The sequence below is a fragment of the Hymenobacter sp. BT730 genome (genome assembly GCF_030542105.1).
Lineage (GTDB): Bacteria > Bacteroidota > Bacteroidia > Cytophagales > Hymenobacteraceae > Hymenobacter.
The window spans coordinates 59,928-73,222 of sequence record NZ_JAUOFB010000003.1; the positions used below are offsets into that span (position 1 = coordinate 59,928).

Below are 13,295 nucleotides of genomic sequence, written 5' to 3' on the forward strand. Positions count from 1 at the left end.
TTTCCTATGTCTACATCCGCTCTCGATAAAAAACTGGCCAACTTCGACCCTAATGGAGTGGGTGATGCTTCCGGCGGCATTTTTGGCCTGCCCTTCACTCTGGAGGAGGCTCAATTAGTAATAGTGCCCGTGCCGTGGGAAGTAACGGTATCCTATCAGGCAGGCACAGCTCAGGGGCCGGCCGCTATTCTTGACGCTTCCATGCAGGTGGATCTGTATGATCCGGACGTAACCGATGCCTGGCGTTTAGGAATTGCCATGGAGGAGGAAGATGCCTCCTGGGCTCAGCAAAGCCATGAGTTGCGCGCTAAAGCTGCTGACTATATCAACTGGCTGGAAGAAGGCCAATCTGCCGCCGACGCTAAGAATTACGCTACAGTTCCGGCAGCCGTGACGGCCAAAGGCAAGGAACTGCTGGAATGGCTGAAGCAAAAAACCGGCGCATACCTAGACGCTGGCAAAGCTGTAGTGGTATTGGGCGGCGACCATAGCACGCCGCTGGGTTATATGCACGCCTTGGCTGAACGCCACGAGGAGTTTGGCATCCTGCAGATTGATGCACATTGCGACCTTCGTCCTGCCTACGAAGGTTTCGAGTACTCGCACGCCTCCATTATGTACAATGCCTTACACCTGCCACAGGTGAAAAAGCTGGTGCAGGTGGGCATCCGCGACTTGTGCCAGCAAGAAGCCGACCTTATTGCGCAGTCCGGTGGCCGTGTGGTGATGTTCCACCACCGCTTTCTGCGCGACGAGATGTACGCCAAGAAATCCTGGAAAAAGATGTGCGGCAAAATCATTGCACAGCTGCCCCAGAAGGTATATCTGAGCTTCGATATTGATGGCCTCGATCCTAAGCTGTGCCCTGGCACCGGCACGCCCGTACCTGGCGGCCTGGAGTTTGAGGAAGCTTTGTACCTAATTCGGACGATTGTGCGCTCGGGTCGTCAGATCATCGGCTGCGACCTGAACGAGGTAGCTCCCGGCGAAACCGATTGGAACGGCAACGTAGGTGCCCGGCTACTCTATCAGATGTGTAACTGGATGGCTGTTTCGCAGGGCCTGCTTAAGGCAACCGGCGTATCGGCCTAACCTACCTGAACTCAAACTAAAACGACCTGCTCCGATATTAGGAGCAGGTCGTTTTAGTTTGAAGAAACTCTCTGATAAAAACCCTAATCGGGTGGAAAGAGTACATTAGCCCGGCGCTATATCCCTCGCCTGTGTTTTACATTCTCTCCACTCTCTCACCTTTACACATATGGGCTTTATACTCAAGTTTTTGCTGACTGCCATTATTACCTATGTACTGGCCAGGTTCCTGCCCGGCACGCACCTGGCTGGCTTCTCCGACGCCATATTGCTGGTATTGGTGCTGGCAGTGTTGAATGCAGTTCTAAAACCTATTCTCAAAATTCTGGGCTTCCCCATTACCATTCTGACTCTGGGATTGTTCCTGCTGGTTATCAACGCCGTTATTGTACTGCTGGCCGACTGGATTCTGCCCGGCTTCAAGGTGGATGGCTTCCTATCAGCGTTACTGTTCAGTGTAGTGCTTTCCTTGGTAACGGCCGTCATTGACATGGTGATTGACTAAGGAATAATCATTGTAAAAGCAGAAGGGGCGCCTGACTCAACCGGAGTCAGGCGCCCCTTCTGCTTTACTATCCATTTAGCCAACCCTTGCGGCGGTGCCAAAGCCAGAAGCCAATAGAGCCGAATACCCATATCGGCCAAATCGTAATCAAGCCAACCAGGAGGGAAGCCAGCAACTGCCACCCGCTATAAAAAGCTTCCACCACCCGGCTGCTCCAGGAAACCACCGGCGCATCCGGCATCGTCTCCGCTATGGGCTGATATAGACTTACCGTGATGGTGGAATAAGCTACAGCATCATTAAGGGCTTTCAGGCGACTTTCTGTTGCTTCTATTTCCTCCCGCACCTCGCTGATCTTTTCTTCTACTTGTAGTACCTCTTTAATGCTTTTCGCTGTGGCTAACAACCCTACGTATCGGGCTTCAACGGCCCGTTTGGTTCGTAAGCGCGCGGCTATGTCTGCATGTTCGGCCGTTACATCATCAGTATTAAGCTTTTTCACTTCCACGGTACCTAGCCCACTGATAGCAGCCAGTAGGGCCTGAAAGCGGGCGGGCTCCACCCGAATTGTCATGTCAGTGCGCCATTGCCCGTTCTCGCGGTTTTCAGTGGCGGCACTTACAAATCCGCCGGTCTGCACCAGGCTATCCAGCCGGGCACTAGCATGGGGCAGATTGTCCGTTTTTACCCGCACTTCTGCGTGGTAAATAAGTAGCCGGGCTTTTGGCGTAACGGCTGAAATGGGTTTTGCTGTGGGTGCTTCTGCGCTTTCGCTCTTGCTGTTTTCTCCTGCGCTAAACCCGTCGGCAGAAGAACTGGCTATTGTAGTGTCTTCTGCTACACCCGACTCATTACTGTCTTGCTTGCTGCAACTGGCGCAAAGCAAGACCAATCCTAGAAAAACATTCAGGTGAAGTTTCATGATCGTAAGGATTAAGTGAAAGTCTGGCTGCGCAGCCGCTTCTCTTTATGCCGATGCAAGGCTACGGTAACCCATAGGCACAAAAAAACACCCGGCGCGAACCGGGTGCTTTCCTTGCATGGTGCTTAAAACACCAGTTAAAACTTCTCGATGGAGCTTACAGACGGCGAATCTGCGCGCCAAGGGCGTTCAAACGCTCATCAATATATTGGTAGCCGCGGTCAATCTGCTCCACGTTGTCAATTATGCTGCGGCCGTCGGCGGAGAGGGCGGCAATGAGTAGGGCCACACCGGCACGGATATCGGGCGAGGTCATAGCAATACCACGTAGCTTGGTGCGCTGGTCCAGCCCGATAACGGTGGCGCGGTGCGGGTCGCAGAGAATAATCTGAGCCCCCATGTCGATGAGCTTGTCTACGAAGAACAGGCGGGACTCAAACATTTTCTGGTGAATGAGCACGGTGCCCTGGGCCTGCGTAGCCACTACCAGCACAATGCTGAGCAGGTCAGGGGTGAAGCCCGGCCAGGTGTGGTCAGAAACTGTTAGAATGCTACCATCCAGGTAAGTGGCAATTTCATAGTGGGCTTGTGCCGGAATATGAATATCGTCGCCGCGGAATTCCATTTGGATGCCCAACTTGCGGAAGGTGTCGGGAATAAGGCCCAACTCGGCAATCTGGCAGTCCTTAATGGTGATTTCGGAGCCCGTCATAGCAGCCAGGCCAATGAAAGAGCCGATTTCAATCATATCGGGCAGCATGCGGTGCTCGGTGCCACCCAGGCTTTCCACGCCTTCCACGGTCAGCAGGTTTGAGCCGATGCCGTTGATTTTAGCCCCCATGCGCACCAGCATTTTGCAGAGCTGCTGCAGGTAAGGCTCACAAGCCGCGTTGTAGATGGTGGTAACGCCCTGAGCCAGTACGGCCGCCATAACAATGTTGGCAGTGCCCGTTACTGAGGCTTCATCCAGCAGCATGTGGGTACCGCGCAGGCCGTTTTCGGCCGTAATGCGGTAGAAGTCGTGGCCATCCATGGTGAGCTTGCCACCCAGCTTCTCCAGACCCAGGAAGTGCGTATCCATGGGCCGGCGGCCGATTTTGTCGCCGCCTGGCTTTGGCAGTTGGCACTTACCAAAGCGCGCCAGCATAGGGCCCAGAATCATTACCGAACCACGCAGAGCCCGGCCCTGGGCCACAAACTCGGCGGAATCCAGGTAATCGACATTCACAGCATCCGACTGGAAGCGGTAGGTGTCGGGCGCCAGCTGTTCCACTTTCACACCCATGTCGCGCAACAGCTCAATGAGCTTGTTGACGTCGCGGATGTTGGGAATGTTGGAGATGGTAACGGGCTCTGCCGTGAGGAGCACGGCACAAAGAATCTGCAATGCTTCGTTTTTTGCGCCCTGCGGTACAATTTCACCCTTCAGCGGTTTCCCGCCGATTACTTCAAAAGAGGCCATAGGAAAAGACGGCTACTAGCTGTCAGCTGGAAGCCGCAAGCTGTTGGTAGAGGAATTAGGGAAGGATAAGCCAGCGCTTACCATTGGATTACTGCGGTGGCTGTTGGGGCTCCTGGCGGTTTTTCTTGCCACCCCGGCGCTGCTTATCGCGGCGGTTGTTGTTCCCGCCACCGCTGGGGCTACGGCGCATTTCGCGCTCCTGCCGTTCCTGGCGGGGCTGAGGGACAATGAACGGAGCCGGGCGGCCACTGGTGGCCATTTCAAATAGATTCTGGGTTTCAACCTGGGCCGCATCCAACTCCAGTTTACCGCCGGAGAGGTCTTTCAGGTGCTTCAGGATGGTGATGTCCTTGGCATTTTCCTTGTTGTGCGTGCGGTACAGGAACTTCATGGTGCGGCCAATAGTAATGGTCGCCTGTTCCCGTTCGGTGGCATCTTCCAGGGCCACGGCCTTCTCAATCATTTGCTCTACGGCGCGGCCGTAGGCTTTCAGCTTGGGAGCCTGCCGCGGATAGGGCAGGGGCTTGGGCTCCTGCATCAATTTACTGAGACCGTGCAGCGGGAAGGGCGCATCAATGTCCAGATCCTCATCGGCCATTTCGTAGAGGTGATTCCACACCTTCTGCTGGGCATCGGGCTGGTCACGAAGGGAAGGCTGCAAGCGGAAAATAAGCTGCACAATCTGATGGGCGCGTTTTGTGCGTTCGTCACGGTCGGCAATGTCGCGCAGGCCCTGCACCAGTTGAAAGGTGCTTTGGCCGTATTCGCGCTGCAGCAGCTCGTGTTTATGAAGAGAAGGTAATGCCATAGGGAGTAATGCGAGGCCAAAAATACAATGGCTGATTCGATTAATTAGGTATGCAGGGTAAATGCCGCCGCGAAAAACAGCCTAGCCGTAACGTAGCAGTAGCTCAGCTACTGCTAACCCGGCAGGGACAGGCGCATTATAAGCAGCTGCAACTTACGCTTTCCGGCGACGAAGGGCTACATCGGCTAGCCCAGTACCCGCAATTTCGCAAAACTCAGCAATAACGTTTTCTCGCCTACTTCCTCAAAGTGGATAATGGCCTTGGTAGAGCCGGCCTGGGTTTCCAGCTGGGTTACCTTGCCAAAGCCAAACTTAGGATGCTCCACGCGCTGCCCAGTTTGCAGGTTGCTGGTATCCGAAGGCTGAAAATCAGAAGGCGCTACGTATTTGGTGGCTACGGTTTTGCGCGGCGCAGGCGGAATCAGGTTGCTGCGGCGCTCAAATACGTGCCCAAAGGGCGAGTCGCCCGCGCCCGGCCCGGAACCCGGACCCGCCGAGAACTTAAAGTCCACGTACTGCGGGTCGATTTCGTCGAGGAAGCGGCTTTTCTCGCAGCTGCGCAGGTTGCCCCACTGGTAGCGGGAGGTAGCGTAGCTCAGGGTTAGCTTTTTCTCGGCCCGCGTAATGGCCACGTAGAACAAGCGGCGCTCTTCTTCCAAATCAGCCCGCGAGGTAATCATCATCTGGCTGGGGAAGAGGTTTTCCTCCATGCCCACGATGTAGACGTTGCGAAACTCCAGGCCCTTTGCCGAGTGAATCGTCATCAGCGTCACGGACTCGCCTTCATCCTTGGCGTCTTTCAAGTCGGAGTCTGTAACTAGGGCAATGTCCTGCAGGAAAGCGCCCAGGGATTTGTCCTCACGCTCGGCATCGTCTACGTACTCCTTAATACCGTTCAGCAGCTCCTGAATGTTCTCGTAGCGGGAGAGGCCCTCAATGCTCTTATCCGAGTACAGTTCCTCAATCATGCCCGAGTTCTTGGCTATGAACTTGGCCGCCTCAAACGCATCTTCCTTGCCCGCTACTGCTGTGTAGCTTTTTATTTTCTCGGCAAAGTCTACCACCGGGTTTGATACGCGGGTGGGCAGGAACTGGTCGGCGTTGGCTACCACTTCCCAGATGGTGTGGTTAGACTCCTCAGCCGCGTTTATCAGCTTGCTGATGGTGGTGTCACCGATGCCGCGCTTGGGGTAGTTAATCACGCGGCGTAGGGCCTGCTCATCATTCGGGTTTACCGTGAGGCGCAGGTAGGCCACCAGGTCCTTGATTTCCTTGCGCTGGTAAAAGCTCAGGCCCCCAATAATTTTGTACTTGATGTTGAGCTTGCGCAGGGCCTCTTCCATGGCCCGGCTCTGGGCGTTGGTGCGGTAAAGGATGGCGAAGTCATCATAGGACAGATGTTGGTTCATCTTGTCCTCGTAGATGCTGTTGGCCACCAGCTTGCCTTCCTCGTTGTCGGAGGCGGCTTTCAGAACCTCAATCAGCGGGCCTTCCTCGTTGTCGGAGAAAACGTCTTTGCGCAGCTGGGCCTGGTTGTTTTTGATGACGGAGTTGGCCGCCTTCACAATGTTCTTGGTAGAGCGGTAGTTCTGCTCCAGCTTGAACACCTGCAGCTCCGGGTAGTCTTTCTCGAAGTTGAGGATGTTCTGAATATCGGCGCCCCGGAAGGCGTAAATGCTCTGCGCATCATCACCCACCACGCAAATGTTCCGGTCTTTGGCGGCCAGCTTGCGCGTAATGAGGTACTGGGAGTAGTTGGTGTCCTGGTACTCGTCTACCATCACATACTTAAAGATGTGCTGGTACTTGTTGAGCACATCCGGATGGTCTTTGAACAGTATGTTGGTGTTGAACAGCAGATCATCAAAGTCCATGGCGCCGGCCTTGAAGCAGCGCTGCTGGTATTGCTGGTAGATAGCACCAATTTTCGGCCGCAGGGCCGCTTCGTCGTCCTGCCGGATAACGGGGTCATTCACGTACTGATTGACGGAAATGAGCTTGTTTTTAGCCGCGGAAATGCGCCCTAGCACCATAGCAGGCTTGTAGAGCTTATCGTCCAGCTCCAGCTCTTTTACAATCTGGCCCAGCAGGGTTTTAGAATCCTGGGTGTCATAGATAGTGAAGGAGCGGGGAAAGCCAATCTTGTCGGCCTCGGAGCGCAGAATACGGGCAAAGATGCTGTGGAAGGTGCCCATCCACACATTTTTTGCCTCCGGGCCTACCACCTTCTCAATACGGGCACGCATTTCCTTGGCGGCCTTATTAGTGAAAGTGAGGGCCAGGATATTGAACGGATCCACGCCTTTTTCCAGCAGGTGCGCTATGCGGTAAGTTAGCACCCGCGTTTTGCCGGAGCCCGCGCCGGCTATAATCATGCAAGGGCCTTCGGTGTGGAGCACCGCCGCCGCCTGCGACTGATTCAGTAGTTTATGATAATCTAGTGCCATTCGGTAAACTAAGCGTGTTGGCTTATTAGCAAAGGTACGGCTTTCGGTTGGGGCTAGGAAACCCGTTATCTTTGCAATTCGTTTTTCTCGCAGTGTTTTGCAGTGGGGGGCGCGGTGATGCGCAGGGGCGTTCAGGCGAACGAAACGGCGGGAAACTTTGTCAGGCAACAACCATGATTATCATTCAAAATACCGTCATCTCCGATGACGTTCGGGACAATTTCTTCGTCTGCAACCTGGAGGCCTGCAAAGGGGCTTGCTGCGTGGAGGGTGACCTGGGCGCGCCCCTGGAAGAAAAAGAACTGAAAATCCTCGAAACCGAATACGAAGCCATTAAGCCCTTCCTCACCGAGGCCGGCCGCGCCGCCATTGAGCAGCAGGGCCTATATATCAAAGACTGGGAAGGCGACTACAGCACCACTACCATCAACGACCGGGAGTGCGCCTACGCGCTGTACGATGAGCGTGGTATTCTGAAGTGCGGTATTGAGCAGGCCTACCTGGCCGGCGCTACTTCGTTCAAAAAACCAATCAGCTGCCACCTGTACCCCATTCGCATCAGCAAGTATGATGGATTTGAGGCGCTGAACTATGACCGGTGGGGCATCTGTAATCCGGCGTGCAGCTTCGGCGCCAATTTAGGAGTGCGCGTGTATCAGTTTCTCAAAGACCCGCTCATCCGCAAATACGGTGCAGACTGGTACGAAGAGTTGGTGCAGGAAATAGAAAACCCGACGCCAGCAGCGTCTTAAATATTGAAAAAGGCCGGCAATGTAGCCGGCCTTTTTCAATCGAGGTAGTAATATTCTACATACGGAGGCGGAGATGAAGCTTCTCACGTGCTGACGTACTACAGTAAAAGGAACAGTCCTGCTGAGCGTAGTTGGACTGAATGATACCGCTAGTGATGATGATGGCCGGAATCCGGTTTGCCGAATAGATTGAAAAGGGAGCCTGCTACATACAGGACCAGCCAGCAGATATACAGCCAGTTGAAACCCTGTAGGGTACGCTGCGCAAAGAAATGCAGAATCAGGTGCGCTGCTAGGGTCATGATCAGACCGGTTACAGCAATAAATTGGTAGCTATTGAGGGCGCTGGGGCGGTAGAGCTTAGAAAAATCCACGGAGCTGGAAATAGATTGACAAGTGAGTAACGTAGCAACTGGCCATTGAAGTTCGGTAAGCAGCGCATAGGGCGGCTGCTCCAGAGCGGCATCTGGCGGTGGCCAAAGGTAGCAGAGCGCACTTTCCGAGCCTCAACTCCCGGCCGTAAGAATGCGTAGGAAATAAAAAGCATTCATTCTCAACCGCGCAGCATTATGGCTACTGAAGATAAAAATCCGGAAAACAACACCCGTAAAAATGAGAAACTGGAACAAGAGCGGGATTTTAAAGCCGACCAAAGCAATGGCAAAGTAGTGGGTGACCCCTCGGCGCGGCGCCATGTAGGTGCCCGGGGCTATACCCAGCGTTCTGACCAGAAAGACCAACTGGAAAACCTCCACATTGGCGGCGACGATACCCATCCATATGGTGCTAACGAGCATCATGAAGCCGGCGAAACAGCATCTGGTCCAGGTTTTCAAGTCGAGGGTAGCGTAGATATGGGTAGTCCCATCCGCACACAGGATCAGGAATTTGGAGAAAGTGCCCCCAGCGGCCCTGCCCGCCCGGCTCACGATTAACCGATAAAGTGACCTAAAAAACGTCCTGCCCGATTACGGGCAGGACGTTTTTGTTTAATCACCTGGCCCACTCCCAGACTCGTGGCCTGAATTGGATAACTTGAGGATATACAGTAGGCTGCCGAAAAATTTGCGGCCGTAACCTGCCTCTAGAGGGGGGTAGAGGCATTGATAAAGTCTGGCAAAGCCAAAAATGGCATTGTATCGGCTCAAAAGAAGGGATGTCAGGGTTTTGCGAGGATAACGCTTGGATTTTACCTGTATAAGCGAATATATTTAGGGAGCCGTTCCCCTCGCTATGATTTATAGCTGCTGCGGCTCGCTTTTCACTTCGCTTTACATACTCACCACCTAACCTCTTGCTACTTTTCTTATGAGCACAGATCCAAACGCATACGACTCTGACAACGCAGAATCCTCCTGGGAAGCAGAAGAAAAATCATTGTCGACGGGAAATACCCGCCTGGCCATTATTGTAGGTGCTATTGTGCTGTTGGGCGGATTTGGGTATGCCATGATGCCAAATGGGAAGGCTGGTAACGGGGCTTCTACATCGATGATGGGTTCTGTGATGCTGGATGGTGAAGCTACCGTAACTGGTGCTGCCGCCAAACCAGAAGTAGCGCCTGCTACGGAAGAAGAGGAGAAGAAAGCGGAAGAAGTAGCGTCTACGAAGACCGTGACTACTACCCCAGCCCCAGCAGTAGCTACCAAACGCCCCGCTGCCCCCGCCACAAATGCTTCTATTGCTCCTATTGCAGCAACGTCGGTATCGGCTCCGGCTGAAGCAGCACCGGCACCCGCCCCAGCGGTGGCCGAAGCACCTGCTACCACCAACCTGACCGGCCGCGTACTGGATGAGGAAGGACAGCCATTAGCAGGTGCCACCATCTTCCTAAAAGGCTCCCGCAAAATTGCCAGCGCTGATGCCAACGGCAATTATACCATTGAAGTGCCCGTGGGCGAAAACACCCTGACATATGGTTATGGTGGCTACCAGGACCAGGTAATGCGTGTACGTACCGGGCAGTCGGGTAACGTGACGCTGCTCCCCAAGGAAGGCACCCGTCGCCGCAAGCACTAGGCTATGGGAGAACGATACGCCTAAACATAAAAAGGGCTGCAGAGAAATCTGCAGCCCTTTTTATGTTTTCATACTACCTGACCGAGCCCATTAAGCCGACCGGGAGAAGCGCCGGCCAAACAGGAAATACACTGGTACCCCCAAAGCTACCAGCAGCAGACCATAACGAGAGTACTCGGCCGTATCAGGAGCCAGGAGCAGGATAATGCAGAATGCAGAAGCCAGCAGCACATAAATGCCAGGTACCAAAGGATAGCCCCAGGCACGGTAGGGGCGCGGGGCCTCCGGACGGGTGCGGCGTAGCACGAAAATGCCTACAATGGTAATAACGTAGAACAGGATAACCGAGAACATCACATAGTTCAGCAGTTGGCCGTAGGAGCCGCTAAGGCAAAGCAGGCAGGCCCACAAGCACTGCACCCACAGAGCGCGGGCCGGCACACCGGCTGCATTCAGACGGGACAGACCAGAGAAGAACAAGCCGTCCTTCGCCATGGCGTAATAGGCACGGGCGCCGCTTAGAATGATGCCGTTGTTGGCGCCAAAGGTGCTCAGCATGATGAGCACCGCCATAACTACGGCGCCCGCTGGGCCCAGTACGTGCTCAGCTACGGCTGTGGCTACCCGGTCATCGGTAGCGTACTGAATGCCGCGGCCAGCCAGAGTGGTAGCATCCGGCGAGCCTACCAGCGGCAGGGAGAGCAGGTACACCACGTTCACCAGAATGTAGAGAGCCGTAACAATGGCGGTACCAATGGCCATGCTGCGTACCAGCGTGCGCTCGGGGTTTACAATTTCCTCACCCGCAAAACCAATGTTATTCCAGGAATCAGAGGAGAAAAGGGAGCCGGTCATGGCCATGCCAATGGCGATAACCAAGCCGGTCATATCGAGTGGGAGGGGTGCTGCCGATACGCCGGGAGCAGGGTAGCGCATGGCCGTCCACATATCGGCAAAGTTGGCCTGCACCGCTTCAGCATTCAAACCCAGGGTAATGCCGCCAATTATCAGCAGCGCCAGTGCAATGAGCTTGGTGGAGCCCAGTACATTCTGAATGAGCTTGCCGGTACGCACGCCTTGGGCGTTGAGGGCCGTGATGGCCACAATCAGGATAATAGCCAGCAGCTGTACGCTGCTGAAAGCAAACGGCCCGATGTTGAACAGTACGTTCTTGACACTGAACCAGGGCACCAGCACGCCGGTAAACTTGGCAAAAGCCACGGCCACGGCGGCAATTACACCGGTCTGAATTACGAGAAACAATGTCCAACCATACAAAAAGGCCGTGAGGCGACCGAAGGCTTCGCGCAGGTACACATACTGGCCGCCCACCTTCGGGAACATGGAGGCTAGCTCGCCGTAGCTTACGGCCCCGGCCAGGGTAATGACGCCGGTAATGAGCCATACGACCAGTAGCCACCCTGCCGAACCCACCTGCCGGGCAATGTCAGCGGAAACAATAAAAATACCGGAGCCAATCATGCTGCCGGTCACAATCATGATGGCATCAAAAAGCGTGATGGCGCGCTGAAACTGTCCTTGTTGTTCTTCGGGCATACAGGAAAGAGTAGAAGTTTTGCCGGAAGATAGGAGGGAAATGGGATAGAAAGTGAGGAAGCTGAATAATGAAGAAAAAGCCAGCATTTAACACCCCAGATGGGAATGACTCCCTGCCTGATTTTTCTAGGATAATTGGGGACACCTGACCGCTCTGCTAAAGAGTGGCTGTCCGCTTATTGAGCTTAGGTGAAATGTCCTATGTGCCGCCATCACCATATAGTAAATGATTCAGAACGGGCTGAGGGAATGGCAAAGGAAACCACACGCTACGGATAGGTAGCAGCGGCAGGGATAACTACACCGGTAGCCAGCCAGTGAGTGTTAAGCTTAATAAACAGAGGATGGAAGCAGGAATGCCTTTTCTAGCCTGGGGTCTTGTTTACACAATGGCGTTGGTAGGAGTAGCATCCGTTTTTCGGTAGCGTAGCCCATCTAGGCTCCAGATGCCTGCGCCATGAGCGGCTATAAACAGGAAGATAAAGCAGAATAAAACGGCTGGCTCACCTTGGTTCTGTATGGGCAGAGGGCTTTTAGGAAAGTGCGCCATAAAGAATGCCACAGCCATTTCACCACTGGCCAGAAAGGCTGCCAGGCGGGTAAACAGACCAAACATTATTAAAAAACCACATCCCAGCTCAATAAAACCGGCTACCCCCATTAAGGAGCTTAAGGGTACAGAAGACCCATCCCCGGGGAAGCCCATTAGCTTTTGGGTGCCGTGCAGCATAAACAACAGGCCGGCTGCAATTCGCAGCAAAGCAAACGTAACCGATGTGTAGCTCATACCAGTTAGAAGTAGAGGTTATACAAAAGGTATTCAGTAATGGTAATTTAATTGTAGGCTGAACTGTCCTTCTTAGGTAGGACTTGCGTAAAGAATTGTGCAATAAGATAGAAAAATAACCCGATTTAGATTGTCTAAAATAATACTCACTCCAAAGAAAAAGCCCCGGCATATTTGCCGGGGCTTTACTAACTATTAGCGTGAATTCAATGGAGCCGGGAAAAGCTTGGCAAGCCATCAGAATTCAGTTCACATTAGCGGTTTTGGTTGGGGTTGTTATGAACGTTGGAAGTATGAACTACTTCTGGCTTACGACGGCCGAGCAAGCCAGCCAGGCCGAGCAAGCCTAGCAGGCCCCAGTTGCCGTGGTCGTCATCATCGTCATCATCACTGTCAACATCGGTAGTCGTGGTAGTTGTATTGGCATCAGTGGTTTGCGCCATGGCAGGAGGAGTAACCCCCATTACGACACCAAATGCGAGCAAACCGAGGAGCTTTTTAGTCTTTTTCATGATATGTGTTTTAGTTGGGAATAGGAGTTGTAACGTGGCATTTATGCCATTTGGCCTCCTTACGCACCATATAATTAAATTGTTTTCATATTAATTTATTCTATAAGAGGAAGTGCATTTGTATTTACCCATGTAAGTGACTGAAAACGAATAAGGATACCACTTTTCCTGCCTGCGAAAATGGGTATAGGATTATCTTTATAAAAATGCGTGGAGAAGTCTCTTCAATGACCTGTTTTCAGTGACTTTAAAGAGGCTTTTCTATCCGCGATAAGCAGGGCATAGGCTTAACAGGCAAAGCTGTTTTCTTTTTTAGCAGGCGGGGGATAGGGAAGCCAGGGCTGGAAGATGGAAAGCTAAAGCAAGTTGTTGCTACTGGTATTAATGCGGGGATGTGCCTGCAAATTCTAGCAACCCTTTACCTTCGTCGCA

13 protein-coding genes are annotated in these 13,295 nt (G+C 53.4%); 5 read left to right on the top strand and 8 right to left on the bottom strand.

The window, feature by feature from the left end; translation table 11 throughout:
• Positions 1-6 precede the first annotated feature (6 nt).
• Together Q4G72_RS10055 and Q4G72_RS10060 are read left to right on the top strand one after the other, a co-directional pair.
• Complete coding sequence (locus tag Q4G72_RS10055) at positions 7-1,092, top strand: agmatinase family protein (protein WP_303311294.1); 1,086 nt, start codon at positions 7-9, stop codon at positions 1,090-1,092.
• Positions 1,093-1,261: 169 nt separating this feature from the next.
• On the top strand, positions 1,262-1,597 hold the full coding sequence (locus Q4G72_RS10060; protein ID WP_303311295.1) for a phage holin family protein: 336 nt from the start codon (positions 1,262-1,264) through the stop codon (positions 1,595-1,597).
• A 67-nt stretch (positions 1,598-1,664) separates the two neighbouring features.
• Here the strand turns inward: Q4G72_RS10060 and Q4G72_RS10065 are convergent, their stop codons facing one another.
• The 4 genes from Q4G72_RS10065 to Q4G72_RS10080 form a co-directional block, all read right to left on the bottom strand.
• On the bottom strand, positions 1,665-2,519 hold the full coding sequence (locus Q4G72_RS10065) for a DUF4349 domain-containing protein (protein ID WP_303311296.1): 855 nt from the start codon (positions 2,517-2,519) through the stop codon (positions 1,665-1,667).
• A gap of 157 nt (positions 2,520-2,676) precedes the next feature.
• Positions 2,677-3,981, bottom strand: coding sequence for a UDP-N-acetylglucosamine 1-carboxyvinyltransferase (murA, locus tag Q4G72_RS10070; protein ID WP_303311297.1), 1,305 nt, complete (start codon positions 3,979-3,981; stop codon positions 2,677-2,679).
• Between the two features lie 88 nt (positions 3,982-4,069).
• Entirely contained in the window at positions 4,070-4,789 is a 720-nt protein-coding gene (locus Q4G72_RS10075) for a DUF4290 domain-containing protein (RefSeq protein WP_303311298.1), read from the bottom strand.
• Positions 4,790-4,974: 185 nt separating this feature from the next.
• Positions 4,975-7,236, bottom strand: a complete 2,262-nt coding sequence (locus tag Q4G72_RS10080; RefSeq protein WP_303311299.1) for an ATP-dependent helicase — start codon at positions 7,234-7,236, stop codon at positions 4,975-4,977.
• A 173-nt stretch (positions 7,237-7,409) separates the two neighbouring features.
• Here Q4G72_RS10080 and Q4G72_RS10085 point away from each other — a divergent pair, with 173 nt between their 5' ends.
• Positions 7,410-7,988 carry a DUF3109 family protein gene (locus Q4G72_RS10085; RefSeq protein WP_303311300.1) on the top strand — a complete coding sequence of 193 codons (579 nt, stop codon included), beginning with the start codon at positions 7,410-7,412 and terminating at the stop codon, positions 7,986-7,988.
• Between the two features lie 149 nt (positions 7,989-8,137).
• Here Q4G72_RS10085 and Q4G72_RS10090 read toward each other — a convergent pair whose 3' ends face one another.
• On the bottom strand, positions 8,138-8,362 hold the full coding sequence (locus Q4G72_RS10090; protein WP_303311301.1) for a hypothetical protein: 225 nt from the start codon (positions 8,360-8,362) through the stop codon (positions 8,138-8,140).
• A gap of 195 nt (positions 8,363-8,557) precedes the next feature.
• On the opposite strand from Q4G72_RS10090, the gene Q4G72_RS10095 reads away from it, so the two are divergent.
• A complete protein-coding gene (locus Q4G72_RS10095) occupies positions 8,558-8,923 on the top strand; it encodes a hypothetical protein (protein WP_303311302.1) in 366 nt (121 codons plus the stop codon).
• 373 nt (positions 8,924-9,296) lie between these two features.
• Complete coding sequence (locus tag Q4G72_RS10100; protein WP_303311303.1) at positions 9,297-10,007, top strand: carboxypeptidase-like regulatory domain-containing protein; 711 nt, start codon at positions 9,297-9,299, stop codon at positions 10,005-10,007.
• 90 nt (positions 10,008-10,097) lie between these two features.
• On the opposite strand, the gene Q4G72_RS10105 is transcribed toward Q4G72_RS10100, so the two are convergent.
• The 3 genes from Q4G72_RS10105 to Q4G72_RS10115 form a co-directional block, all read right to left on the bottom strand.
• Positions 10,098-11,564: an APC family permease gene (locus tag Q4G72_RS10105; RefSeq protein ID WP_303311304.1), complete on the bottom strand. Its 1,467-nt coding sequence runs from the start codon at positions 11,562-11,564 to the stop codon at positions 10,098-10,100.
• Positions 11,565-11,946: 382 nt separating this feature from the next.
• A complete protein-coding gene (locus Q4G72_RS10110) occupies positions 11,947-12,351 on the bottom strand; it encodes a DoxX family protein (protein WP_303311305.1) in 405 nt (134 codons plus the stop codon).
• 254 nt (positions 12,352-12,605) lie between these two features.
• The gene (locus tag Q4G72_RS10115; protein WP_303311306.1) at positions 12,606-12,863 is read right to left on the bottom strand and encodes a WGxxGxxG family protein; all 258 of its coding nucleotides are present in this window, start codon (positions 12,861-12,863) and stop codon (positions 12,606-12,608) included.
• Positions 12,864-13,295: the final 432 nt, after the last annotated feature.